The sequence below is a fragment of the Streptomyces sp. NBC_00158 genome (assembly GCF_045160885.1).
Taxonomy (GTDB): domain Bacteria; phylum Actinomycetota; class Actinomycetes; order Streptomycetales; family Streptomycetaceae; genus Streptomyces.
This window is the reverse complement of record NZ_CP108161.1, coordinates 3,535,973-3,560,740: the sequence shown is the minus strand read 5'-3', so window position 1 is coordinate 3,560,740 and position 24,768 is coordinate 3,535,973. Positions and strand designations below refer to the sequence as shown.

General features: G+C 72.7%; 24 protein-coding genes and 3 tRNA genes. 23 read left to right on the top strand and 4 right to left on the bottom strand.

Translation table 11 applies throughout. The features are described from left to right. Nucleotides 1-57 precede the first annotated feature (57 nt). The 14 genes from OG553_RS16380 to OG553_RS16315 all read left to right on the top strand — a co-directional run bounded on the left by OG553_RS16380 (nt 58) and on the right by OG553_RS16315 (nt 13,015). Nucleotides 58-963 carry a LysR family transcriptional regulator gene (locus OG553_RS16380; RefSeq protein ID WP_405979683.1) on the top strand — a complete coding sequence of 302 codons (906 nt, stop codon included), beginning with the start codon at nt 58-60 and terminating at the stop codon, nt 961-963. Between the two features lie 100 nt (nt 964-1,063). Further along, the gene (locus OG553_RS16375; RefSeq protein WP_405979682.1) at nt 1,064-1,612 is read left to right on the top strand and encodes a cysteine dioxygenase; all 549 of its coding nucleotides are present in this window, start codon (nt 1,064-1,066) and stop codon (nt 1,610-1,612) included. Continuing rightward, nucleotides 1,612-2,658, top strand: coding sequence for a YeiH family protein (locus OG553_RS16370; RefSeq protein WP_405979681.1), 1,047 nt, complete (start codon nt 1,612-1,614; stop codon nt 2,656-2,658). Before OG553_RS16375 ends, OG553_RS16370 begins: the two co-directional genes overlap by 1 nt. 189 nt (nt 2,659-2,847) lie before the next feature. Beyond that, nucleotides 2,848-3,795: a trypsin-like serine peptidase gene (locus tag OG553_RS16365; RefSeq protein WP_405979680.1), complete on the top strand. Its 948-nt coding sequence runs from the start codon at nt 2,848-2,850 to the stop codon at nt 3,793-3,795. 60 nt (nt 3,796-3,855) lie between these two features. Continuing rightward, nucleotides 3,856-3,943, top strand: a tRNA-Ser gene (locus OG553_RS16360). 531 nt (nt 3,944-4,474) lie between these two features. Next, nucleotides 4,475-4,837, top strand: coding sequence for a DUF6344 domain-containing protein (locus OG553_RS16355; protein WP_405979679.1), 363 nt, complete (start codon nt 4,475-4,477; stop codon nt 4,835-4,837). Between the two features lie 473 nt (nt 4,838-5,310). Further along, nucleotides 5,311-5,622, top strand: a complete 312-nt coding sequence (locus OG553_RS16350) for a hypothetical protein (RefSeq protein ID WP_405979678.1) — start codon at nt 5,311-5,313, stop codon at nt 5,620-5,622. Nucleotides 5,623-5,802: 180 nt separating this feature from the next. Continuing rightward, the gene (locus OG553_RS16345; RefSeq protein ID WP_405983054.1) at nt 5,803-6,954 is read left to right on the top strand and encodes an acyl-CoA dehydrogenase family protein; all 1,152 of its coding nucleotides are present in this window, start codon (nt 5,803-5,805) and stop codon (nt 6,952-6,954) included. Then, nucleotides 6,951-7,865 carry a bifunctional MaoC family dehydratase N-terminal/OB-fold nucleic acid binding domain-containing protein gene (locus OG553_RS16340; RefSeq protein WP_405979677.1) on the top strand — a complete coding sequence of 305 codons (915 nt, stop codon included), beginning with the start codon at nt 6,951-6,953 and terminating at the stop codon, nt 7,863-7,865. The genes OG553_RS16345 and OG553_RS16340 overlap by 4 nt, the downstream gene beginning before the upstream one ends. Nucleotide 7,866: 1 nt before the next feature. After that, nucleotides 7,867-8,967, top strand: a complete 1,101-nt coding sequence (locus OG553_RS16335) for an acyl-CoA dehydrogenase family protein (protein ID WP_405979676.1) — start codon at nt 7,867-7,869, stop codon at nt 8,965-8,967. Beyond that, complete coding sequence (locus OG553_RS16330) at nt 8,964-9,353, top strand: MaoC family dehydratase (protein ID WP_405979675.1); 390 nt, start codon at nt 8,964-8,966, stop codon at nt 9,351-9,353. The genes OG553_RS16335 and OG553_RS16330 overlap by 4 nt, the downstream gene beginning before the upstream one ends. Beyond that, complete coding sequence (locus OG553_RS16325) at nt 9,350-10,516, top strand: lipid-transfer protein (protein WP_405979674.1); 1,167 nt, start codon at nt 9,350-9,352, stop codon at nt 10,514-10,516. Before OG553_RS16330 ends, OG553_RS16325 begins: the two co-directional genes overlap by 4 nt. 134 nt (nt 10,517-10,650) lie before the next feature. Next, nucleotides 10,651-11,184 carry a SigE family RNA polymerase sigma factor gene (locus tag OG553_RS16320; RefSeq protein WP_405979673.1) on the top strand — a complete coding sequence of 178 codons (534 nt, stop codon included), beginning with the start codon at nt 10,651-10,653 and terminating at the stop codon, nt 11,182-11,184. Between the two features lie 181 nt (nt 11,185-11,365). Beyond that, on the top strand, nt 11,366-13,015 hold the full coding sequence (locus OG553_RS16315; protein ID WP_405979672.1) for a long-chain fatty acid--CoA ligase: 1,650 nt from the start codon (nt 11,366-11,368) through the stop codon (nt 13,013-13,015). Between the two features lie 7 nt (nt 13,016-13,022). Here the strand turns inward: OG553_RS16315 and OG553_RS16310 are convergent, their stop codons facing one another. The 3 genes from OG553_RS16310 to OG553_RS16300 form a co-directional block, all read right to left on the bottom strand. Further along, the gene (locus OG553_RS16310; protein ID WP_125813447.1) at nt 13,023-13,598 is read right to left on the bottom strand and encodes an antibiotic biosynthesis monooxygenase; all 576 of its coding nucleotides are present in this window, start codon (nt 13,596-13,598) and stop codon (nt 13,023-13,025) included. Nucleotides 13,599-13,612: 14 nt separating this feature from the next. Beyond that, nucleotides 13,613-16,846: a PAS domain-containing protein gene (locus OG553_RS16305; protein ID WP_405979671.1), complete on the bottom strand. Its 3,234-nt coding sequence runs from the start codon at nt 16,844-16,846 to the stop codon at nt 13,613-13,615. A gap of 119 nt (nt 16,847-16,965) precedes the next feature. Continuing rightward, the gene (locus OG553_RS16300; RefSeq protein ID WP_405979670.1) at nt 16,966-17,388 is read right to left on the bottom strand and encodes an SSI family serine proteinase inhibitor; all 423 of its coding nucleotides are present in this window, start codon (nt 17,386-17,388) and stop codon (nt 16,966-16,968) included. A gap of 177 nt (nt 17,389-17,565) precedes the next feature. Between OG553_RS16300 and OG553_RS16295 the strand changes: the two genes are divergently transcribed. From OG553_RS16295 to OG553_RS16285, 3 genes are all read left to right on the top strand, one after another. After that, nucleotides 17,566-17,656, top strand: a tRNA-Ser gene (locus tag OG553_RS16295). 325 nt (nt 17,657-17,981) lie between these two features. Next, nucleotides 17,982-18,054 (top strand) — tRNA-Arg (locus OG553_RS16290). Nucleotides 18,055-18,232: 178 nt separating this feature from the next. Next, complete coding sequence (locus tag OG553_RS16285; protein ID WP_007265334.1) at nt 18,233-18,598, top strand: PH domain-containing protein; 366 nt, start codon at nt 18,233-18,235, stop codon at nt 18,596-18,598. 73 nt (nt 18,599-18,671) lie between these two features. On the opposite strand, the gene OG553_RS16280 is transcribed toward OG553_RS16285, so the two are convergent. Continuing rightward, the gene (locus tag OG553_RS16280) at nt 18,672-19,595 is read right to left on the bottom strand and encodes an SMP-30/gluconolactonase/LRE family protein (protein WP_405979669.1); all 924 of its coding nucleotides are present in this window, start codon (nt 19,593-19,595) and stop codon (nt 18,672-18,674) included. 143 nt (nt 19,596-19,738) lie between these two features. On the opposite strand from OG553_RS16280, the gene OG553_RS16275 reads away from it, so the two are divergent. From OG553_RS16275 to OG553_RS16250, 6 genes are all read left to right on the top strand, one after another. Further along, complete coding sequence (locus OG553_RS16275) at nt 19,739-20,173, top strand: Lrp/AsnC family transcriptional regulator (RefSeq protein WP_405979668.1); 435 nt, start codon at nt 19,739-19,741, stop codon at nt 20,171-20,173. Beyond that, on the top strand, nt 20,170-21,060 hold the full coding sequence (locus tag OG553_RS16270; RefSeq protein WP_405979667.1) for a DUF2797 domain-containing protein: 891 nt from the start codon (nt 20,170-20,172) through the stop codon (nt 21,058-21,060). Before OG553_RS16275 ends, OG553_RS16270 begins: the two co-directional genes overlap by 4 nt. An 89-nt stretch (nt 21,061-21,149) precedes the next feature. After that, on the top strand, nt 21,150-21,488 hold the full coding sequence (locus OG553_RS16265) for an antibiotic biosynthesis monooxygenase family protein (protein ID WP_405979666.1): 339 nt from the start codon (nt 21,150-21,152) through the stop codon (nt 21,486-21,488). Then, nucleotides 21,472-22,353 (top strand): amidohydrolase family protein, encoded by an 882-nt coding sequence (locus OG553_RS16260; protein ID WP_405979665.1) that lies wholly within the window; start codon nt 21,472-21,474, stop codon nt 22,351-22,353. The genes OG553_RS16265 and OG553_RS16260 overlap by 17 nt, the downstream gene beginning before the upstream one ends. Nucleotides 22,354-22,443: 90 nt before the next feature. Next, nucleotides 22,444-23,211, top strand: coding sequence for a response regulator transcription factor (locus OG553_RS16255; RefSeq protein WP_405979664.1), 768 nt, complete (start codon nt 22,444-22,446; stop codon nt 23,209-23,211). Next, entirely contained in the window at nt 23,211-24,761 is a 1,551-nt protein-coding gene (locus tag OG553_RS16250) for a sensor histidine kinase (RefSeq protein ID WP_405979663.1), read from the top strand. Before OG553_RS16255 ends, OG553_RS16250 begins: the two co-directional genes overlap by 1 nt. Nucleotides 24,762-24,768 lie beyond the last annotated feature (7 nt).

Here is a 24,768-nt window from a genome sequence, read left to right as displayed (position 1 = left end):
GGGCCGTGGGCGGGATTCCGCCTACGGCCCCTCCCAACATCTGCTTATGCTTCGCTCGTGTTCGATTCACGGCACATACGGACATTCCACGAAGTGGTCGCGGCGGGCTCGTACTCGGCGGCCGCCCGAGTCCTGGGCTACACCCAGCCCGCGATCACCCAGCAGATGAAGGCGCTCGAACGCGCCGTCGGAACGCCGCTGTTCACCCGCGTCGGCCGCCGTATGAAGCTCACCGAGGCCGGGGAGTCCCTGGCCCGGCACGCCGAGTCCATCCTCGGGAGCCTCTCCGCCGCCGAGGCCCAGCTGAAGGCGTACACGCGGCTGCGCACCGGGCGCGTACGGGTCTGCGGTTTCCCCAGCGCCAATGTCACGCTCGTCCCGGAAGCCCTCAGCGGCCTGGCCAAGGACCATCCCGGAGTCCAGGTCGAGCTGCTGGAGGGCGAGCCCCCGGAGTCCCTGCGCAGGCTCCAGCGCGGCGAGTGCGACATCACCCTCGCCTTCACCTACCCGGGGCTGCACGAGGAGATCCCGGAGGAAGTCGCCGAGGTCAGGCTGCTGGAGGACCAGCTCACGGTGCTGCTGCCGACCGGCCATCCGCTGGCCCGGCGCCGGGCCGTGCACCTCGCCGACCTCGCCGAGGAGCGGTGGATCGCGGGCTGTCCGCGCTGCCGGGCGAACCTGCTGCACGAGTGCGCGGAGCTGGGCTTCGTGCCCGACATCCGCTTCGCGACCGATGACAACCTGGTGGTGCAGAGCCTGGTCGCACAGGGTCTGGGCGTGGCGATGATGCCCGCCCTGGTGCTCCCCTCGCTCTCCCTCAGCCGGGTCTGCGGAAGGGTGCTGGAGCCCGCCGCCCGGCGCCACATCGCCGCGTACGTCTACCGGGACCACTTGAGGATCCCGGCGACGGCGGTGGTGCTGGACGAGCTGAAGAGGGTCGCCGCGAACCGCGTCGGCTGCTGATCCGGGGACTCCTCGCCGCCCCCGATCCATAACCGCTGCTTGGGTTTTCAGGTCATAACTGTCGTTGGACGTGATGGATGCGCCGACCGACGCTGCTTGTATGACCACCACCACGCCGGCCCGTACGACCACGAGGATGGCCGCCCTCGTCACCGAGATCCGCAGCGTCGTGGACCGGGGCCTGGCCCCCGACCTGACCTCCTACCTGGTCGGCGAACGGCTCGCCCCGCACCTGGGCGCGGCCGACCTGCTGACCGCGGAGCAGCAGGAGGGCGACCCGGAGCACTACCGGCAGCACATCCTGCACGCGGAGCCCGACGGCAGCTTCTCGGTCGTGGCGCTGGTCTGGATGCCGGGCCAGGAGACCTGCATCCACGACCACGTCTCGTGGTGCGTGGCCGGCGTGCACCAGGGCGAGGAGAGCGAGCGCCGCTACCGGCTCGCTCCGGGCGCGGGCGTGGCCCGCCTGGTGGCCACCGAGGACGTGGTCAACGCCCAGGGCGAGGTCTGCGGGTTCGCGCCCCCCGGGGACATCCACAAGGTGCGCAACTCCTGTACCGGCAAGGCGATATCGGTCCACGTCTACGGTGCCGACGTCTCCCGCCTGGGCAGCAGCATCCGCCGCGTCTACACGCTCCCCGTCGACTGATGGCCCTCCTCCACCGCCCCCAGAGCGAGGCGGTCCGCCATGTTTCACGTGAAACACCCTCCTCCTGGCCCGGGTTGGGGATGGCCGCCGTGGGTGCTCTGGTGGCATGGGGCGTGCACCGGCTGGTGCCCGGCGTGCCGATGCTGACCGCCTCGGTGGTGCTCGGGATCGCCGTGGCCCACCTTCCCGGCGTACGGACCGTCGTGCGCGGACCGGCCCGCCCGGGCCTGTCGCTGGCCGGGCGGCGGCTGATGCGGATCGGCATCGTCCTGCTGGGCCTCGGCCTCGGGCTGGACCAGGTGCTCCGCCTCGGCTGGGCGACGGTGGCGATGGTGTGCGCCGTGGTCGCCGCCACCTTCTTCGGTACGGTCTGGCTCGGTCGCCGCCTCGGCCTCCCGGGGGACCAGCCCCTGCTGATCGCCACCGGGTACTCGATCTGCGGGGCCTCGGCCATCGGCGCGGTGAGCGAGGTCTCGGGCAGCGACGAGGAGGACGTGGCCGCCTCGGTGGCTCTGGTCACCCTGTGCGGGACGCTGGCCATCGCGGTACTCCCGCTCCTCCAGGACCCGTTGGGGCTCTCGGACCCGGCCTTCGGGCGGTGGGTGGGGGCGAGCGTCCACGACGTCGGCCAGGTGGTGGCCACGGCCCAGACCGCGGGCCCCGGGGCGCTCGGCGAGGCGGTGCTGGTCAAGCTGATGCGGGTGGCCCTGCTGGCCCCCCTGGTGGCGGCGGTGGCCTTCTCGATGCGGGCCCGGCGGCGCGGCGTACGCACTTCCTCGGGGCGGCGCCCGGCTCCCGTGCCGCTGTTCGTCGCCGGGTTCCTGGCGGCGGCGGCCCTGCGTGCCACCGGCCTGCTGCCCGGCGTGGCTCTGGACTGGGCGCACACGGCGCAGGAGGCCCTGCTGGCGGCGGCCCTGTTCGGGCTGGGCAGCGCGGTCCACCTGCCGACCCTGGCCCGCACCGGGGGGCGTGCCGCCCTGCTCGGGCTGGGCGCCTGGATGGTGGTGGCGGGGGTCTCCTACGCGGGAGTCCTCGTGACCTCATGACGGTTGCACCCAAGGGGAGTTGGCCATTTCCTGGCCGGAACCGACCGAACGTCCGGGCTGCCCCCTGACATCTCCGGACCCCCGTGCGACCCTGCCCCCGCAAGTCGAACAGCCGATCCGCACCGACAGCTCCGCACCCCCACCCCTGCCCGGGTCGCTCCGGCACGGGCACGGCAGAAGGAGTCCTGCGTGAATCGTCATCGCACGGCGGCGTCCGTCCTCCTGGCCGCGGGCGCCCTGCTCGCGGGGGCCCTGACGGCGGCCTCCCCATCGGCGGCGGCCGAGTCGCCCGCCTCGTTCCGCCCCGGCCAGACCCCCGGGTTCTGGACCGCCGAGCGGATGCGCCAGGCCACCCCGCTCGACCTGGAGGCGACCCCGGGCGGAGCCCGTACGGCGCCTACGAGGACGGCCCTCCCCACCCGGGTGCCCCCGACCTCCCCCACGTCCGTCATGGCCTTCCCGCAGGCGGGCGGCGCCTGGACGGGCGGCGGGGCCGTGGTGAAGACCTCGGGCCGGGTGTTCTTCACCTTCCAGGGCCGTACCGCCTCCTGCTCGGGCGACTCGGTCACCAGCCAGAACGGCAGCACCGTGATCACGGCCGGCCACTGCGTGAAGTACCAGGGCGCCTGGCACACCGACTGGATCTTCGTGCCGGCGTACGACAACGGCAACGCCCCGTACGGCCAGTGGTCGGCGGTCAAGACCTTCGCCACCGACCAGTGGGCGGCGAGCGAGGACATGAACATGGACGTGGGCCTCGCCGTCGTCGCCCCGCTGAACGGCCGGAAGCTCAGCGAGGTCGTCGGCGCCCAGGGCATCCAGTTCAACGGCGGCTACAACAAGCGGATGTACTCCTTCGGCTTCCCCGCGGCGGCTCCGTACGACGGCACCAAGCTCGTCTACTGCAGCGCCAACACGGGCAAGGACTTCCTGCTGACCAAGGACCACAGCATGGCCTGCAACATGACCGGCGGCTCCAGCGGCGGCCCCTGGTTCCAGGACTTCAACGAGTCCACGGGCCTCGGTACCCAGGTCTCGGTGAACAGCTTCGGCTACAACTTCCTGCCCAACAGGATGTTCGGTCCCTACTTCGGCAACGAGGCCAAGGCGGCCTACGACAAGGCCCAGACCTCCTGACCCGGCCGCCCGAAAGTCCAACCCCACCCACCCCCACATCCCGGTACTCTGTACCGGCCAGGTGGGTTGCCCGAGCGGCCTAAGGGAACGGTCTTGAAAACCGTCGTGGCGCGAGTCACCGTGGGTTCAAATCCCACACCCACCGCCACACCTCAGCGCGTGCGCTGACCAGGAGGGGCGCCCCGATGCCGGGGCGCCCCTCCCGCGTTCCCGGGCCGGTTCCGCTCAGCCGTCCGGAGCGCCCTGTTCGGGGCGGCCGTGCGTCCTCGGGCACGATGACCTTGACCGGGCACTGCGCGATCTGGCCGTCGGAGCTCCGGACGGCCAGTTTGGCCTTTACCGCGTCCTGGGGTTCCCCAGGACGGCAGCATCCCGGTCGTCGCCGATGCCAAGGGCAATTTCACCTACTTGCTCAAGGGCGCGAGAGCCCGGGCCGTGGGCCCGTACGCGGCGCCCCGGCCCGTGCTGGACGTGAGGATCATCCGGTCCCTGGCCGGGTCCATCGTCTCTCTGTGCGGGCACCGCGGCGACAGAAACGGGTGCGCAGAGGGCCCTGGGCCTTCCGGGTGGTGTTTGTCAGAAGATCGGCGCGCGTGGCGGGGGTCGTGCGGTTGCGACCACATCATGACGAATGTATGCAGATCCGCCCGTCGGAACATCGCGAAATGAGGGGCCCGTCATGACCCACCGCAGCATCACCTCGATCTGGACCACCGTCCTCGCCGCGCTCGTGGCGCTCCTGGCAGCCCTCGGCCTCGGCGGGAAGGCGGCCCCGGTGGCCGCGGGTGACGCGGTCGTGGCACCGGCGGCTCCGGCGGTGCGCCGTCGGCCGGCCGTGATGGCGCGGCGGACCTGGCGGGCGGTGATGCGGGGCGGTTCGCTCCCGCCGACGATCAAGCAGCGGATCCGGGCCGAGGCCCACGGCAAGGCGCCGTCCGTCCGGCGCTCCACCACCGCGGCGGCCCTCGCTCCCGCAGCGTCCCTCGCAGCCGCGTCCCTCGCCCCCGGTGCGGACCGGGACCGGCTCGACCTCGCCGCGTAGGAACGACAGCAGGGACGACGGCAGGGCAGCGGGAACGGCAGGATGCGGCGCAGGCGCGCCGCGCAGTGCCTCCGGGGATGGGGCACAGGGGGTCGCACCGGCGTCAGTCCGGGGCGCGCGGGGGGCGTGAAGCTTGGCACAGCAGGGCCGCAGGGCCGGGAGACGGTGGGGTTCCCGGACGGCGCGGCCCTTTTCGGCATGTCCGGGGCGGGCCGGTTTGGCGGAACGGTTCGCCTCTTGTGCGCGTGGGATCTCGCGCGATGCGCGTGCGCCGCGTGGGGCGGCAGGGGCGCGAACGGGGTTTATCCGCAGTTGGTCATGCTTGCGGGGGAATAGCAGCCTGCGGGGTGGTTCGCCGGGGATTCGGTGGGCAACTCTGGTCTCGCGACGTCGTCAGCAGCACGAACGACCGAGGCGGTCGGCCAACTGCCTTGGAGTAGAACCGACTTCGGTTTCATGGAGGAAAATCAGACATGGCAAGCATCCGTACCGCCCGCGTCATCGCCGCCATCGCCTCGCTCCCCCTCGCCGTCGCCGTCTTCGGCGGCGTGGCCACGGCCGACAACGGCTCCTTCGCGAACGACGGATCGAATGCGAGCGTCGCCAGCATCGTCGGCAGCGGCGTGGGCGGCGGCAACAGCGGCAACTCCTCCACCTCGCAGCAGGTGGCCACCGGCTCCGGAGCGTCGAACCAGAACAACACCGCGCAGGTCAACGGCTCGGCGTACACGGCGATCCACCAGGCCAACTCCAACGTCGCGGTGAACTTCTTCCCCTGGTGGTAGGCGGCGCCGCAGGAGCCGCTTGACCGTCGTGGGCGCCCGTACGACCGGACCGGCTGGGGTCCGGTAGTGCGGGCGCCCTCCCGCGTGTCCGGACCCCGGCGCTCCCGACCTTGACATCCGCGGGGAATCTGACGGACAGTCAGTTTCACTCGTCCGATGCGATGCCGGGAGGCCAGCGCCGTGCACCTCGCCCCGTCCGAAGGCCAGGCGCGACTGCGCGCCGAACTGCGCGGGTACTTCCGCGACCTGCTCCCCGACGGGGTCCCCGAGGATCCGGCCGCCCAGCGCGCACTGCTGCGCCGGATCGGCGCCGACGGCCTGCTCGGACTCGGCTGGCCCGTCGAGTACGGCGGCCGGGGCCGCGGTCCCGACGAGCAGTTCGTCTTCTTCGACGAGGCATACCGGGCCGGCGCCCCCGTCTCCATGGTCACCCTCAACACCGTCGGCCCCACCCTCATGAAGTACGGTACCCAGCGCCAGAAGGAGTACTTCCTGCCCCGGATCCTCCGGGGCGAGATCGTCTTCGCCATCGGCTACTCGGAGCCCGAGGCCGGCACGGATCTGGCCTCACTGCGCACCAGGGCCGTCCGCGACGGCGACGACTGGGTGATCGACGGACAGAAGATCTTCACCTCGAACGCCCAGAACGCCGACTGGATCTGGCTGGCCTGCCGCACCGACCCGGGGGCCCCCAAGCACAAGGGAATCTCGATCGTCCTGGTGCCCACCGACAGCCCCGGCTTCGCCTGGACCCCGATCGACACCGTCGGCGGCCTCACCACCACGGCGACGTACTACGACGCCGTCCGGGTCCCCGGGGGCAACCTCGTCGGCCCCGAACACGGCGGCTGGGGCCTGATCACCAACCAGCTCAACCACGAACGCGTCGCCCTCGCCGCCATCGGAATGCAGGCCGAGGACTTCTACGAGCGCGCCCTGCGCCACGCCCGCACCCCCGATCCCGCCACCGGCGAGCGCCCGGCCGACCGCCCCTGGGTGCGGTCCCGGCTCGCCGAGGCCCACGCCCGGCTGGCCGCCGTACGCCTCCTCAACTGGCGCCTCGTCCAGGACGTGGGAGCGGGCGCCCTGGCCCCCGGCGACGCCAGCGGAGTGAAGTTCCTCGGCACCGAGTCCACCGTCGAGGTCTACCGGATCTGCCAGGAGGCGGTGGGCGAGGAGGCCCTCGTACGCGGTCCGGACGCCTTCGCCGGCGGCGAGCTGGAACGGATGAACCGGGCCGCCCAGATCAACACCTTCGGCGGCGGGGTCAGCGAGGTCCAACGGGAGATCGTCGCCATGATGCGGCTCGGAATGAAGGGGAGGAAGCGATGACCGCCGGGGAGAGCGACCCGTTCCACGAGAGGCTCAAGGCCTTCGAGGGGCGGCCCGCCGCCACCGGGGGCCGTGCCAAGGACGCGGTCAACGAGCCGATGATCCGCCACTGGTGCGAGGCGATGGGCGACGCCAACCCCGCCTACACCGGACCCGACGCCATCGCCCCGCCCACCATGCTCCAGGCCTGGACTATGGGAGGCCTCTCCGGCCACACCGACCGCTCCTCCGCCTACGACGAGCTGTTCGAGCTCCTCGACGGCGCCGGCTGCACCTCCGTGGTCGCCACCGACTGCGAGCAGGAGTACCTGCGCCCGCTGCGCCCCGGCGATGAGGTCGGCTTCGACGCCGTGATCGAGTCGGTATCCCCCCGCAAGACGACCAAGCTGGGCACCGGGCACTTCGTCACCACCCGCATGGACGTCCGGGCGAACGGCGAACTCGCCGGGACCCACCGCTTCCGCATCCTGAAGTACGCCCCCGCCGCCCGGCCCGCGAGCCGCCCCCCCGCCCCGCCCCGGCCCCGCCCGGTGATCAACCGCGACAACCAGGGCTTCTGGGACGGGGTCCGCGAACACAGGCTGCTGATCCAGCGCTGCACGGCCTGCGCGACCCTGCGCTTCCCCTGGCTGCCCGGCTGCAACGCCTGCTCATCCCCCGACTGGGACACCGTCGAGGCGAGCGGCGCCGGCACGGTCTTCTCGTACGTCGTCATGCACCACCCGCCCTTCCCCGCCTTCGACCCTCCGTACGCGGTGGCACTCGTCGAGCTGGCCGAGGGCGTCCGGATCATCAGCAACATCACCGGCGTCCCCTACGACAAGGTCCGCATCGGCATGCCCGTCCGGCTGGAGTTCCTGCGCGTCGACGACACCGTCGAACTCCCCGTCTTCCGAGGGGAGGCGGGCTGACGTGGACTTCCACCCCACCGAGGAACAGGCCGCCGCGGCCGGCCTCGCCGCGAGGATCTTCCGCGACCTGGCCACCCACGAGCGCCTCGCCGCCTCGGGCACCGGCAGCGACGCCGAACTCTGGAAGGCCCTGACCTCCGCCGGGCTGACCGCCGCCGTCGAGGACGTCGGCCTGCTCGGCCTGGTCCTGCTGCTGGAGGAGCAGGGCCGCACCACCGCGCAGGTCCCGTACGCCGCCACCTGCGCGTACGGCGTCCTGCCGGTGGCCGCGCACGGCACCCCCGAGCAGCGCGCCCGGCTGCTGCCCGCCCTCGGCTCCGGCGAGGCCGTGGCCACCGGCGCCTTCCCCGAACGCGGCCGGTTCACCGCCACGCCCGACGGCCGCGTCACCGGCACCGCCCCCGTCGTGCCCTGGCTGCGCGATGCCACCCACGTCCTGGTGCCCGACACCGGCCGGGCCCTGTGGCTCGTACGGACGGACGCGCCCGGAGCCGGCGTCCGGCCGGTGGAGACCACCGCGCCCTGGGCGTCGGGGAGCCTCGCCCTGGACGGGGTGCGGGCGGAGCGGCTCGGCGGGCCGGAGGCCTACAAGCAGGTGCTCGGCGCCGCCCGCACCGCCTTCGCCGGACTCCAGGCGGGCGTCTGCGCGGGCTCGCTGGCCCGGGCCGTGGAGTACACCTCCACCCGCGAGCAGTTCGGCCGGCCGCTGTCCACGAACCAGGGCGTCATGCTCCGCGCGGCCGACGCGTACATGGACACGGAGGCGATCCGGGTCACCGCGTACGAGGCGGCCTGGCGCGTCGACGAGGGACTCCCGGCCCGTGACCACGCGCTCACGGCGGCCTGGTGGGCCTCCGAGGCGGGCAAACGGGTCGTCCACGCGGGCCAGCACCTGCACGGCGGGATGGGCGCCGACCTGGACCACCCCGTCCACCGGCACTTCCTGTGGGGCCGCCAACTGGACGCCTACCTGGGCTGCGGCAGCGAGCTGCTGGCCGAACTGGGCGCCCTCATAGCCGAGGGGTCCGAGGGACCCGAGGGACCCGAGAGGTCCGACGGACCCGTGGGATCCGTGGCGGAAGAAGAGGGGGACCACGCATGAACGTCGGCGACGCGCTGCCACCGCTGGAGATCCCGGTCACCCGCACCCTGATCGTGGCGGGGGCCATCGCCTCCCGCGACTACCAGGACGTGCACCACGACGCGGAGCTCGCCCGCGCGAAGGGCTCCCCGGACGTCTTCATGAACATCCTGACCACCAACGGCCTGGTCGGCCGCTACATCACCGACCACCTGGGACCGCACGCGGTACTGCGCAAGGTCGCGATCCGCCTCGGCGCCCCCAACTACCCGGGCGACACGCTGACCCTCACGGGCACGGTCACCGCCGTCGACGGGGACACCGCCGAGATCAGGGTCGTCGGAGCCAACCGCATCGGACACCACGTCACGGGCACCGTGACCGTCACCCTGGGGGCCCCGGCATGAGCGTCCGCACGCGCGACGGACTCGGCGGCCGCGCCGCGATCGCCGGCATCGGCGCGACCGAGTTCTCCAAGGACTCCGGCCGCAGCGAGCTGAAGCTCGCCGTCGAGGCGGTGCACACCGCCCTCGACGACGCGGGGCTCACCCCCGCCGACGTCGACGGCATGGTCACCTTCACCATGGACACCAGCCCCGAGATCACCGTCGCCCAGGCGGCCGGCATCGGGGAGCTGTCCTTCTTCTCCCGCATCCACTACGGCGGCGGCGCGGCCTGCGCCACCGTCCAGCAGGCCGCCCTCGCCGTCGCCACCGGGGTGGCCGAGGTCGTGGTCTGCTACCGCGCCTTCAACGAACGCTCCGGCCGCCGCTTCGGCTCCGGCGTGCAGCAGCGCGAACCCTCCGCCGAGGGCGCCGCCCTCGGCTGGTCCCTGCCCTGGGGCCTGCTCACCCCGGCTTCCTGGGTGGCCATGGCGGCCCAGCGCTACCTGCACACCTACAACCTGACCCCCGAGGCCTTCGGCCACGTCGCCGTCACCGGCCGCAAGTACGCCGCGAACAACCCCGCCGCGTACTTCCACGGCAAGCCCATCACCCTCGCCGACCACGCCGCCTCGCGCTGGATCGTCGAACCGCTGCGGCTGCTGGACTGCTGCCAGGAGACCGACGGAGGTCAGGCACTCGTCGTCACCACGGCCGAGCGGGCTCGGGACCTGCGGCAGAAGCCCGCCGTGATCACCGCTGCCGCGCAGGGTGCCGGCCGCCGCCAGGAGGCGATGACCTCCTTCTACCGGGACGACCTCACCGGCCTCCCGGAAATGGACGTGGTCGCCCGCCAGCTGTGGCGTACCAGCGGACTGCGGCCCTCGGACATCGACGTGGGCATCCTCTACGACCACTTCACCCCCTTCGTCCTCATGCAGCTGGAGGCGTTCGGCTTCTGCGGTCCGGGGGAGGCCGCCGACTTCACGGCGGCCGGGGCGCTCCCCCTCAACACCCACGGGGGCCAGCTCGGGGAGGCCTACCTGCACGGCATGAACGGCATCGCCGAAGCCGTCCGCCAGGTGCGCGGCACCTCCGTCAACCAGCTCCCGGGAGCGGAGCGGGTCCTGGTCACGGCCGGTACGGGGGTGCCGACTTCCGGCCTGATCCTGGGGGCCGGTCTCTGACTCCGGTCCCGGCGGCAGGCCGCGCCCTCCACCTTCAGGAGGTGGGGCGCGGCCCGGCCGTACAACCTGAGAGTGACCCGGCTCCGGCACCTGGGGCCGATCCCAGAACGGCGCGCCGCTTCTAGCGTGGAGCCATGACCACGCCTGTGTGCACGCTCGCCTCGAATCCGACGCAGTACCCGTCGTTCTCGGCGTACGTCCGGACCCGTGGCAACGTCCTCCTGCGCACCGCGCGCTCCCTGACCGCCAACCCCTGCGACGCCGAGGACCTGCTCCAGACGGCCCTGACGAAGACCTATGTCGCCTGGGACCGCATCGAGGACCACCGGGCCCTCGACGGCTACGTCCGCCGGGCCCTGGTCAACACCCGCACCTCCCAGTGGCGCAAGCGCAAGGTGGACGAGTACGTCTGCGAGGAGATCCCGGAGGGCGAGGCCACGGAGGGGACCGACCCCGCCGAGGCGCAGGCGCTGCGCGACGCGATGTGGCGCGCGGTCACCCGGCTGCCCGACCGGCAGCGGGCCATGGTCGTCCTGCGCTATTACGAGGACATGAGCGAGGCGCAGACCGCCGAACTGCTCGGCGTCTCGGTCGGCACGGTCAAGAGCGCCGTCTCCCGTGCGCTGGTCAAGCTGCGCGAGGACCCCGAGCTCACCCCGGTGCGCTGAACGGCGCCCCTCCGGTGGCGGCCGACGTGTTTCACGTGAAACATCGGCCACGGAACGGCTCCGGACAGTGATTGGCCAGCCTGTTTGTACTCCCGGGTAGTGACATGCCGACCGGTACGTGCGCAGAATCGGCAGCATCCGACAGCCGCCGCAGCGCCGCAGCGCTCACCGGGAGGACGCTTTGCTGAGCACCATGCAGGATGTACCGCTGCTGATCTCGCGGATCCTGGCCCACGGGTCGACGATTCACGGAAAGTCCCAGGTCACGACCTGGACCGGCGAGGCCGAGCCGCACCGCCGCAGCTTCGCCGAGATCGGTGTCCGCAGCGCGCAGCTCGCGCACGCGCTGCGCGACGAGCTCGGGGTCCAGCAGGACGAACGTGTCGCGACCCTGATGTGGAACAACTCCGAGCACGTCGAGGCGTACTTCGCGATCCCGTCCATGGGCGCGGTCCTGCACACGCTCAACCTGCGGCTGCCCCCCGAGCAGCTGGTCTTCATCGTCAACCACGCCTCCGACCGCATAGTGCTGGTGAACGGCACCCTGCTGCCGCTCCTGGCGCCGCTGCTGCCGCACCTGCCGACGGTGGAGCACGTCGTGGTCGTGGGCATCGGTGACCGCTCCGCCCTCGACGGCCTGGGCGTCCAGGTCCACGAGTACGAGGAGCTCCTCGCGGGCCGCCCCGAGCGCTACGACTGGCCCGAGCTGGACGAGCGCCAGGCCGCGGCCATGTGCTACACCTCCGGCACCACCGGGGAGCCCAAGGGCGTCGTCTACTCGCACCGCTCGGTATATCTGCACTCCATGCAGGTCAACATGACGGAGTCGATGGGCCTCACCGACCACGACACCAGCCTGATCGTGGTGCCCCAGTTCCACGTGAACGCCTGGGGCCTGCCGCACGCCACCTTCATGACCGGCATCAACATGCTGATGCCGGACCGCTTCCTCCAGCCGGCCCCTCTCGCCGAGATGATCGAGCAGGAGAAGCCCACGCACGCCGCGGCCGTCCCCACCATCTGGCAGGGACTGCTCGCCGAGGTCACCGCGAAGCCGCGCGACCTGACCTCGATGAAGCAGGTCACCATCGGCGGCGCGGCCTGCCCGCCCTCCCTGATGGAGGCCTACGACAAGCTCGGCGTACGCCTCTGCCACGCGTGGGGCATGACCGAGACCTCCCCGCTGGGCACCATGGCCCACCCGCCGGCCGGCCTGACCGCCCAGGAGGAGTGGCCGTACCGGGTCACACAGGGCCGCTTCCCGGCGGGCGTCGAGGCCCGCCTCATCGGCCCCGCCGGCGACGTCCTGCCGTGGGACGGGGAGTCGGCGGGCGAGCTGGAGGTCCGCGGCAACTGGATCGCCGCCTCCTACTACAACGGCGTGTCCGGCGAGCCCCTGCGGCCCGAGGACAAGTTCAGCGCGGACGGCTGGCTCAAGACCGGGGACGTCGGCGTGATCAGCGCCGACGGCTTCCTCACCCTCACCGACCGGGCCAAGGACGTCATCAAGTCCGGCGGCGAGTGGATTTCGAGCGTCGACCTGGAGAACGCCCTGATGGCCCACCCCGAGGTGGCCGAAGCGGCGGTCGTCGCCGTCCCGGACGAGAAGTGGGGCGAACGCCCCCTCGCCACGGTCGTCCTCAAGGAGGGCGCCACGGTGGACTACGAAGGCCTGCGCGCCTTCCTCGGCCAGTCCGTCGCCAAGTGGCAGCTCCCGGAGCGCTGGACGGTCGTCGCGGCCGTCCCGAAGACCAGCGTCGGCAAGTTCGACAAGAAGGTGATCCGCAAGCAGTACGCGGACGGCGACCTGGACGTCACCACCCTCGCCTAGGGGGCCGTCAGCCGCGTGTGAGCCATGGCCGCAGCAGCCTGCTGACGGCGGGCATGGCCACGTAGGTCATCAGGGTGCTGAAGACGACCGCGAAAGCGGCCGTCCGCACCACGAAGTGCAGGTCCACCAGGTACGGCCCGAGCAGCGCGTTGCCCGCGAGCGAGATCGGGAAGATGGCCAGCCCCGAGCTGATCGCCATCTTCCAGCGCGGCGGCGCGGGCCGGGTCGTACCCGGCTTGGCGAACCAGGTCTCCATCCCGTGCAGTTCCCGCCGGGCTATCTCCGTGTGGTGGTGCCCCAGGCAGTTCGAGAACCACTGGGCCCGCTCGGGGGAGTCCTGCCACCGCTGGAACGCCGCCTGGTCGCGGAAGCGGTGCACCAGGAACCACGGGCCGCCCTCGGTGGCGGGCCGGAACAGCCCGTACCCGAGGTGCCCGGGGAAGGCGGCGGCCGTCTCCAGGATCCCGTGGGCCCAGGCCTCGAACGTCTCCTCGTGGCCGGGCTCCACCTGCCGGGCGATGAGGAGGTTGACCTCCCCGTTGTCGGCGGGAACGGTGTGCTCGGACGTGTCGGTGATGGCCATGGGCCCCAGGATCGCTAGTTGGTCCCGATCTTGGCCAGCAAGTCCACGATGCGGCCCTGCACATCGGCCGTGGTGGCCCGCTCGGCGAGGAACAGCACGCTCTCGCCCGAGGCCAGCCGCGGCAGGTCGGCGGGAGCGATCCCGGCGGTCGTGTAGACGACCAGCGGAGTGCGGTTCAGCAGCCCGTTCGCGCGCAGCCAGTCCACGATCCCGGCCCGCCGGCGACGCACCTGCATCAGGTCCATGACCACCAGGTTGGGCCGCATCCGGCTCGCCAGCTCCACGGCGTCGGTGTCCGCGCCCGCCCGGCCGACCTGGAGCCCGCGCCGTTCCAGCGCCGCGGTCAGCGCGGTGGCGATCTCCTGGTGCTCCTCGATCAGCAGGACGCGGGACGGGTGCTGCTCGCTGTCGCGCGCCGCGAGCGCCTTGAGCAGCACGGCCGGATCGGCACCGTACGCCGCCTCGCGCGTGGCGTGCCCCAGCCCGGCCGTCACCAGCACGGGGACCTCGGCGGCCACCGCGGCCTGGCGCAGGGACTGCAGCGCGGTCCGGGTGATCGGTCCGGTCAGCGGGTCGACGAACAGCGCGGCGGGGAACGCCGCGATCTGCGCGTCCACCTCCTCGCGCGAGTGCACGATCACCGGGCGGTAGCCGCGGTCGCTCAGCGCCTGCTGCGTCTGCGCGTCCGGCGCCGGCCACACCAGGAGCCGGCGCGGGTTGTCCAGCGGTTCCGGCGGCAGCTCGTCGTCCACGGGCTCCGGCACGTGCCGGTTGACCACCTCGACCGCTCCCCCGGGGCCGTCCAGCGGCTCCGGACCCTCGGCCGCACCAGCCTCGGGGGCCCCTATGGCGAAGGCCCGCCCCTGGGGCGCGGGTTCGGCGAGCCGTCGGCGCCGGCCGGAACCGGAACCCTCCGAGCCCGTGCCGCCCGGGTCCACGGCGATGCCCTGGCCCAGGGTGCCCAGTGCGCGCACGCTGATCGGCTGCCCCGCACCCACCGGGGCCTCGCCGGGCCGCCGGGCGCCGGGGACGGAGGGCTGACCGGAGGTCTCGCCGTCCTCGGGAGCGGTGCGGGCGGCGGGCACCGGCCACGCGGGGGCTGCGGGCAGCGCACGCCGCCGCCCGGTCGGGAGCGCGCCCTCGGCACCGTCCGCCGGCTGCGGCGGCTCGGGGTCGGCAGGCGCGCCGAGCACCCGGCGGGCACGGCGTCCGCCCGGCCCGTCGGCGTCGGACTCGGCGGAAGCGGAACCCGCAGCGGGGCCGGCGGGCAGGGCGAAGCCGCCCTCGGGGGCGACGGGCCGCGGCGCGGCGGGCGCAGGGAGCCCGGGCGCCGGCACCGGACCGGCGGGCTGAGCGGCGGCCCCGGCCGGCCCCAGCGCCCTGCGGCGGCCCGCCGGGTGCTCGCTCACCGGAACCGGGGGCACCGACGGCACGGGCGGCAGCGCGGGCATGGCGGTGCCCTGCGGCGGCACGGGCCGGTCGTGCGGGGCGTCGTCACCGTCGCGGCCCCGCCGGCGCCCGGTACCGAGCCCCGCCGGGTTCACGGGGGACTGGGCCAGCTCCGCCGGACCGGACGTGACGGCCTGCGCGGGGGCCTCGCCCTCCGCCCGGCGCCGCCCGGACGGCAGCGCCAGCGCGCCACCGCCCTCGCGGGCCTCCGGACCCCTCGGCCCGGCGGTCTCGTCCTCCAGGAAGGCGTCCACCCCGCGGCGGCCGCGCCGGCCGCCGGAGACCGTCGCGGGGGCGGCCTCGGGCTCCGGAGCGGGCTGCTCCTCGGGCTCGGGCAGGGTCACCGTCCCGGCCCCCGAACCCAGCGGCAGCTCCAGCACGTACGCCCCGCCGGGCGCACCGGGCACCTCCACCGTCTGCAGGACCCCGCCGTGCGCGGTGACGATGCCCCGCACGATCGGCTCGTGCACGGGGTCGCCGCCCTCGTAGGGGCCGCGCACCTCGATCCGTACGACGTCGCCCCGCTGGGCCGCGGCCACCACGATCGTGGAGTCTCCGTAGCCGCTGCCCTGGGCGGTCTTGCCGGTGGCGTCCACTCCGGCGACGTCCGCGATCAGGTGTGCGAGGGCGGCCGCGATCCGGCCCTCGTCCACTTCGGCCTCGATCGTCGGGGCGTGGACGGCGAACTGCACCCGACCGGGGCCGATCAGGTCGACGGCGCCGTCGACACCCGCCGCGACGACCGTGTTGATCAGGACGTTCTTCTTCTTGAGCTTGTCGCTGCCGACGTCCAGGCGCTGGTACTCCAGCACGTTGTCCACGAGGGTGGTCATCCGCGAGTAGCCGGCGGCGAGATGGTGCAGCAGCTGGTTGGCCTCGGGCCACAGCTGGCCCCCGTCGTCGGCGGCCAGGGTGGCCAGCTCCCCGCGCAGCTCCTCCAGCGGGCCGCGCAGGGAGTCCCCGAGGACGGCCAGCAGCTGGGCGTGGCGGGCGGCGAGGGCGTCGTACTGGCGCCGGTCGGTGAAGGTCATCACCGCGCCGACGAGCAGCTCCCCGTCCCGTACGGGCGAGGTGGTCAGGTCGACGGCGACGGACTGCCCGGCCTTGTTCCACAGCACCTGGCCGCGGACCCGGTGCTTGCGGCCGCTGCGCAGGGTGTCGGCGAGCGGGGACTCGTCGAAGGGGAAGGGCGAGCCGTCGGCGCGCGAGTGCTGGATCAGCCCGTGCAGCTCGCGGTTGCCGAGGTCGGTGGCGCGGTACCCGAGGATCTGCGCGGCGGCCGGGTTGACGAGGACGACGCGGCCCTCGGTGTCCGTGCCCACGACGCCCTCTGCGGCGGCGCGCAGGATCATCTCGGTCTGCCGCTGGGAGCGGGCCAGCTCGGCCTCGGTGTCCACGGTCTCGGAGAGGTCCCGGACGACGAGCATCAGCAGTTCGTCGCCGGTGTACGGCTGGGGCTCGCGGTAGGCGTCACGGCCGTCGAGGTGGGCGCTGGTGACCTCGACGGGGAACTCGCTGCCGTCGGTGCGGCGCGCGGTCATCCGCTTCGGCTTGGAGCGGCCTTCCTCGCGGTCGCCGGGACGGCGCATCGAACCGGGGATCTGCTTGGAGTCGAACTCCGGCAGGAGGTCGAGCACCCCGCGGCCGACGAGCCCGGTGCCGGGGCTCTCCATGACTTCGAGGGCGATCGAATTGGCGTTGACGACCGTGCCGTTGGCGTTGACGAGCAACAGCGCGTCCGGGAGCGCGTCGAGTATTGCTGCGAGGCGAGCAGCGCCTCGGGATGGCCTGCTGCTCACGACGAGCTTCCTCCCTGACCACGACTACCGGCATGTCACGGGAGGAGTCTAAGGGCACGGCCCTGCCGTGAGGTGGCGGATGTACGGGGGAAAACGCGCATCCGCCGCATCGTCCCAGGTCAGGAATGCTCCCCCGGAAGCACAGGTTCCAGGTTCTTCCACCGGGCGATGTCGCAGCCGTTCCTGCGCTGGAAGGTGGTGTCCACCTTCTGTCCGCGCCATGTTCCCGTGACGCGGGCGACGGCCGACCCGCCGTACTGGAACGAGCAGTTCTTGGAGTCCGGCTCGGCGAAGGGGTCCTTGCCCTGCTTGGCGAGCGTGTCGAGGCGGGCGCAGGCCTCCTCGGCGAAGGGGTGGTCGCCGCCGACGGGGTGGCACTCCAGCCGGTGCGTGCCGTCGACGAGGCGGTTGCCGCTCTTGGAGATCTCGATGGTGAGCCGGTCGGGTGCGGACAGCAGGCGCCCCAGGGGCAGGGGCGGCAGGGGGCCGGCAGCCGCGGCGGCCAGGGCGGAGGTGACGGCGAAGGCGGCGAGACGCAGCATGGGGCACTCCAGGTCGTCCGTACGTCGTACGCCTCACCAACGACGTTCCCGCTCGGACGTTGCGTGCATAAGCCTTTGCCCTGTGGCCCCGGCTCCTTGTACCGTTGGGAGCGGATTGGTGACCGGCCCCGCGCCTGTGTCATCATCTGCACGCACCTTCGTACGCGAGGGTGTGCTGGAGGCGTCGCCTAGTCCGGTCTATGGCGCCGCACTGCTAATGCGGTTTGGGGCTTACACCCCATCGAGGGTTCAAATCCCTCCGCCTCCGCACCTCACCGAAGCCCCGGTCCTGATGGACCGGGGCTTCGGTGCGTTTCGGGGGTGCTCGCCGGTGTGTTCGGGGCGGCGCCGGGTGCTCGGGCGCCGGGCGGGGGTGCGGCCCGGCGCGTTCAGGGCTTGGAGGGGTTTCGGATGGGCCCGTCTGGGTAGTCCGGCGGGCCGGACGCTGCGGCGCGGACCTCTCCGGACGATCTTCTTCCAGGGCGTTTCCGCAGGTCAGAGGCCTTGGGGCTAATGGATTTCGCGTCCCGGCGAGGTCCATGTATTGTTGTTCTCGCAAGGCCAACGGGGCGAAAAAAACCCGGGAAGCCCAAGCACTCGTAGCTTAACGGATAGAGCATCTGACTACGGATCAGAAGGTTGCAGGTTCGAATCCTGCCGAGTGCACAGCCGAGAGGCCCTCAGGAGAAGTCCTGAGGGCCTCTTTCGTGTGTCCGGACGGTACTCAAGGCGGAGGGGTCCCCCGGGAGAGCTCAGGGGTGGAATGGCTCCTGAGGGGGACGTGGACCACACGGCCGCCCCGATACGGTTTTCGAAGATCGTTCGAACCTTGATGGGGGCTCTCATGGGACTCTTCGGAAACGCGCACACCGTCGACCCGTCGTCGGCGCAGCGGGACTACGCGCGGCTGCTCGGGAACGGCGAGCAGGTCTACGCCGCGTACCTGCTGGTGCGCGACACGATCCTGTTCACGGACCGGCGGCTGGTGTTCGTCGACAAGCAGGGGCTGACGGGCAAGAAGGTGGAGTACCACTCCATCCCGTACCGGAGCATCACGCACTTCTCGGTGGAGACGGCCGGGCACTTCGATCTCGACGCCGAGCTCAAGATATGGATATCCGGCAGCCCGGCGCCGATCGAGAAGACCTTCACCAAGGGGGTCGACATCTACGAGATGCAGGCGATCCTCACGCAGTTCGTCGCGCGCTAGGCGGCTGCGGACTGGGCCGTCCGGCTGAAGATCTGTCCCCCGGAGGATCCGGGGCGGGAGCGGGGGCGGGGCCTCAGGGGCGGCCGGGCAGGACGCGGGGGAGGCCGGTCACCGAGAGCACCAGCGAGTAGAGCGAGGTGGTGGCGGTGATGAAGAGGCGGTTGTTCTTCGGACCGCCGAAGGCGATGTTCGAGACGGGCTCCGGGACGCGCAGGCGGCCGATGAGGTCTCCGTCCGCCGCGTAGCAGTGCACGCCCGACTTCATCGCGGCCGCCCACAGCCGGCCCTCGTCGTCGAAGCGGATGTTGTCCACCGAGGGGCAGTCCGTGAAGACGCGGTCCCCGCGGAGGGTGCCGTCGTCGCCGACCTTGAAGGCGCGGATGTGGCCGGCGCGGGTGTCGGCCGCGTAGAGCTCGCTCTCGTCGGGGGAGAAGACCAGGCCGTTCGGGCCGAGGAAGCCGTCGGCCACGAGGCGGACCTCGCCGGTGGCCGGGTCGGCCCGGTAGAGGTTGCACGCGCCGATCTCGCTCGGCGCCCGCCGGCCCTCGTAGTCGTTGGTGATCCCGAAGTCCGGGTCGGAGAACCAGACGGACCCGTCCGAGCGGACCACCGCGTCGTTGGGGCTGTTGAGCCGCTTGCCGTCGTAGCGGTCGGCGATGACGGTGGTGCTGCCGTCGGGCTCGGTGCGGGTGACGCGCCGGTTGCCCTGCTCACAGGTGATCAGGCGGCCCTCGCGGTCGAGGGTGTTGCCGTTGGAGTGGCCGGCCGGGGAGCGGAAGACGGAGACCGCGCCGGTCGCCTCGTCCCAGCGCAGCATCCGGTCGTTGGGGATGTCGCTCCACAGGAGCTGGCGCCAGGCGGGCAGGTACAGCGGGCCCTCGGCCCAGCGGCAGTCGTCGTAGAGCCGCTCCAGGCGGAGGTCTCCGTTGGCGCAGCGGCCGGTCCGGAAGCGTTCGTCCAGAATCTCGTACAAGGTGAGGTCGGCAATGCCGGACATGATTCCCCCAGATTGGTGAAGCTCCGAACTGTGTTCGGTGCGATGGTGAGATTGCAGGATCAGGTACCGTCTTCGCAAGACCCGACGGGCTCCACCGGCCCAAGGGGTCCGAGGGGCCGGCGGGCCCGAGGGAGGAAGACGGCGTGGACGACATCGACCGGGCGCTCGTCCGGCGGCTCCAGCAGGACGCCGGCCAGTCCTACGCCGCACTCGGCGCGGCCGTGGGGCTCTCGGCCGGGGCCACCCATGAGCGCGTACGGAAACTGCGCGAGCGCGGGGTCATCCGGCGGACCACCGTCGACGTGGACCCGGCCGCCGTCGGCAGCGGAGTGCTGGCCTACGTGATGGTCGACTCCAACGCGTGGATGGGCGAGTCGGCGGAGGACTTCGCGGCCATCCCCGAGATCCAGGAGGCGCACATCATCGCGGGCAGCGCCTCGGTGCTGGTCAAGGTGCGCACGGCCACCACCGAGCAGCTCCAGGACGTCCTGCGGCGGCTCTACGCCGTCGACGGCGTCAGCGGGACGCAGGCCACCGTGGTCCTGGAGACGTTCTTCGAGCGGCCGCTCCCGCTGTGACCGATCCCGCCGCGGGCTGGTGGTGCACCGGGATCCGCTGGAGCGTGCGGGGTCCCGCCATCGGGTGGTGCGGGCGGGGGGAACGCGACAGCCCGCTCGCCCCGGGGCAGCGGCTGGCCTTCACCGCCCGCGGTGAACGGCACTGCCTGGGCGTGAGGCGGGCCGGGAGGCGGACCCCGTGTCCGGCGGCCCGGCCGGTGCCGGGCCGTGCGGGGAACGCCCAGTGCCCCGAATGCGCCCGGCTGGACCGGTCGTTCTCGGTGGCCGCGGACACCAACGCGGCCGACCCGCGCACCTACCGCGTCTACCTGGCGTGGTTCGGGCCCGGGATGGTCAAGGTCGGCATCACCGCCGAGGAGCGCGGTCCGGTCCGGCTGCTGGAGCAGGGGGCGGTCACCTGGGCCTGGCTGGGGCGCGGGCCGCTGATGGCCGCGCGCCGGACCGAGGAGCTGCTGCGGGCCGCTCTGGGGGTGCCCGACCGGATCGCGTACGCCCGCAAGCGTGCCGTACGGGCCCGGCTGCCGGAGGAGGCCGAGCGGGCCCGGGAGGTCGCCGAGCTGCACGCGCGGGCGGCCGCGCTGCCCGGGTGGCCGGACTCGCTGGAGCGGGTGGGGTGCGAGATCGCCGACCACGCCGGGGCGTTCGGGCTGGCCGGGCTGCCGGAGCCGACCCGGGTGGTCGCGGAGCTGGTGCCCGGCGGGACCGTCGTGGGGCGGCTGGCGGGGGCCGCGGGGCCCGATCTGCACTTCGCGGACGGGCTCGTGGTGGACACCCGGCTGCTGGCCGGCTGGGAGCTGTCCGCCGCCCCCGGGCGAGCGCTCACCGACGTCCTGCTGGCCGCCGTCGCGCCCGCGCAGCCCGGGGCCGAGCAGGGGGGACTGTTCTGACCCCGGGCAAGGTCAAAACTTGGATCCCTTTGGGCTCCCGGGGCCGATTCTGATGGACATGCCAAGGGCCTTCCGCCGAGGGTGGGGCCATGAGCATTCAGCCCGTTCCGGCGTTCGAACCGCCTTACGTCATGGCCGTATTCACCAATGTCCGCACCCCCGACGAGAGCGGCTATCCGGAGACCAACGCCCGGATGAACGAGATCGTCAAGGAGAACCCCGGGTTCCTCGGCTACGAGTCCGCGCGCACCCCCGGCGGCCTCGGGATCACCGTCGCCTACTTCCGCGACCACGAGACCCTGCGCGTCTGGCGCGAGGACATGGAGCACCAGGCGGCCATGAAGCAGGGCCGCGCCCACTGGTACGAGAGCTACACCCTGCACGTCGCGACCGTCGAGCGGAGCCACGGCTTTGCCCGCAACGGCTGAGGCGGTCCGCGCCTTCCGCGAGCGGCTCGGCCTGCCGGGGCTGGTGGACGTCCACACGCACTTCATGCCCGAGCGGGTGCTGGCGAAGGTCTGGGACTACTTCGACGCGGTCGGCCCGCTGACCGGCGTCGAATGGCCCATCACCTACCGCCACGAGGAAGAGCGGCGGGTGGAGCTGCTGCGGGAGTTCGGGGTCCGCGCCTTCACCTCCATGCTCTACCCGCACAAGCCCGCGATGGCCGCGTGGCTCAACGCGTGGGCCGCCGACTTCGCCGCCCGCACCCCCGACTGCCTGCACACCGCGACCTTCTTCCCCGAACAGGACGTGGCGGCGTACACCGCGCAGGCCGTGTCCGACGGGGCCCGGGTCTTCAAGGCACACCTCCAGGTCGGCGACTACGACCCGAACGACGAACGGCTCGACCCGGTCTGGGGCCTGCTGGCCGAGGCGCGGATCCCGGTCGTCGTCCACTGCGGCTCGGGGCCCGCCCCGGGCAAGTACACCGGACCCGAGCCGGTCGCCCGGCTGCTGGCCCGCCACCCCCGGCTGCCCCTGGTCGTCGCACACATGGGTATGCCCGAGTACACCGGATTCCTCGACCTGGCCGACCGGTACACGGAGGTGCGCCTCGACACGACCATCGCCTTCACCGACTTCGCGGAGCGGCTCGGCCCCTTCCCGCCAGGAGAGCTGGGGCGGCTCGCCGACCTCGGGGACCGGATCCTGCTGGGCACCGATTTCCCGAACATCCCCTACCCCTACGAGCACCAGCTGGAGGCCCTGGAACGGCTCGGCCTCGGCGACGACTGGCTGCGCGCGGTCTGCCACGACAACGCCGCCCGCCTGTTCGGCCTCGCCCCCTGAGTGCCCCGCCCTGAGCGCCCGCGCCCTTTCTCAGGAGATTCACAGGTAGGGGCAAGAACGCTCTCAGAGGCGGCCGCCAGCGTGGGGCCCATGACCGCGACGACCACCTCCCACGCGTCCACGTCCACCGGTAGCCCGACGGCCCTGCTGCGGCCCGACGGCGGACCCTGCCGGGTCCTCGTCGTCGACGACGAGGCCTCGCTCTCCGAGCTGCTCTCCATGGCCCTGCGCTACGAGGGCTGCGAGGTCCGCAGCGCGGGCGACGGGGCCGGCGCCGTGCGGGCCGCGCGGGAGTTCCGGCCGGACGTGGTGGTCCTCGACATCATGCTCCCGGACATGGACGGGCTGGCCGTCCTGGGACGGCTGCGCCGCGAGATCCCGCAGCTCCCGGTGCTGTTCCTGACGGCCAAGGACTCCGTGGAGGACCGCATCGCGGGCCTGACGGCGGGCGGCGACGACTACGTCACCAAGCCGTTCAGCCTGGAGGAGGTCGTGGCCCGGCTGCGCGGACTGGTGCGCCGCTCCGGCGCCGCGCAGGCCGCCCGCGGCGGCTCCGTCCTGACCGTCGGCGACCTGTGCCTCGACGAGGACAGCCACGAGGTGGTCCGGGGCGGTCAGGAGGTCCACCTGACCGCCACCGAGTTCGAGCTGCTGCGCTACCTGATGCGCAACCCGCGCCGGGTGCTCAGCAAGGCGCAGATCCTGGACCGGGTGTGGTCCTACGACTTCGGCGGCCAGGCCAACGTGGTCGAGCTCTACATCTCCTACCTGCGCCGGAAGCTGGAGGGCGGCACCGGCCTGTCCCCGATGATCCACACCCGGCGCGGAGCCGGCTACCTGATCAAGCCGGCCGACTAGTGGTCCTCCGGCGTCCCTGGTCGCTGCGGACGCGGCTGGTCGTCTCGGCGGTGGCGCTGATCGCCGTCGTGGGCGCCGCCATCGGCACCGTCACCACCCTTGCGATGCGGACCCGCCTGGTCGGCGAGCTCGACACGCAGCTGAGGACCTCCGTCGAGATGGCCGTCCGGGGTCCCGGCGCGGCCAAGTCGGCCCGGGACGCGGGCCTCGGCTTCGTCTTCGCCCCCGGCTCCCCGATGGGCGCCAGCGGGATCCGGCTCGACCCGGCGGGCAAGGTGATCGGAGCCGCCCGGATCGTCCCCGTGTCCGGGCAGAGCCTCGACCACCGCGAGTCCCTCACCGAAGCCCAGACCGCCGCCCTCGCGGCGGTCGCCCGCAAGTCCGGACACGGCCGCACCGAGCCCGTGGACGGCAAGTCCGGACACGGCCGCACCGAGCCCGTGGACGCGGACCTGCCCGGTCTCGGCGCCTACCGGGTGGTGGCCGCCCCCGACGGCACCCTCGTGCTCGGCTTCCCGCTCCAGGGCGTCGACTCCACCGTGCGGACCCTGATCGCCGTCGAGGTCTGCGTCACCCTGGCCGGACTGATCGCCGCCTCCCTCGCCGGGCAGGCCCTGGTCGGGGTCGCCCTGCGCCCGCTGCGCCGCGTCGCCGCAACCGCCACCCGGGTGTCCGAACTCCCGCTGCACAGCGGCGAACCCGCACTGCACGAGCGGGTCCCGGACGCCGAGGCCGACCCCCGCACCGAGGTGGGACAGGTCGGTGCCGCACTCAACCGGATGCTGGGGCACGTCTCCTCCGCGCTGACGGCCCGCCAGCAGAGCGAGACGCAGGTCCGGCAGTTCGTCGCCGACGCCTCCCACGAGCTGCGCACACCGCTCGCCTCCATCCGGGGCTATGCCGAACTCACCCGCCGGGGAAGGGAGGAGCCCGGCCCCGACACCCGGCACGCCCTGGGCAGGATCGAGTCCGAGGCCACCCGGATGACCGGGCTGGTCGAGGACCTGCTGCTGCTGGCCCGGCTGGACGCAGGCCGCCCGCTGTCCTTCGAGGACACCGACCTGGCCCCGCTCGTCGTCGACGCCGTCAGCGACGCCCGCGCGGCGGGCCCCGGCCACCACTGGCGCCTCGCCCTCCCCGACGAGCCCGCACCCGTCCGCGGCGACGCGGCGCGGATCCAGCAGGTCCTGGTGAACCTCCTCGCCAACGCCCGCACCCACACCCCGCCCGGCACCACCGTCACAGCCGTTGTTTCACGTGAAACATCCGCCGTCCGGCTGCGGATCGAGGACGACGGCCCCGGCATCCCGCCCGAGCTGCTGCCCCACGTCTTCGAGCGCTTCGCCCGCGGCGACGCCTCCCGGTCCCGCGCTGCGGGATCGACCGGGCTCGGCCTCGCCATCGTCCAAGCCGTGGTCGGCGCGCACGACGGGCGGGTGGACGTACGCAGCGAACCCGGCCGGACCTGCTTCGAAGTACTCCTCCCGACCGCGTCCCCCGCCCCCGGCACGCACTCACAGACGGCCCACAGGCTCACCACACCGAGGTGACAGGGCG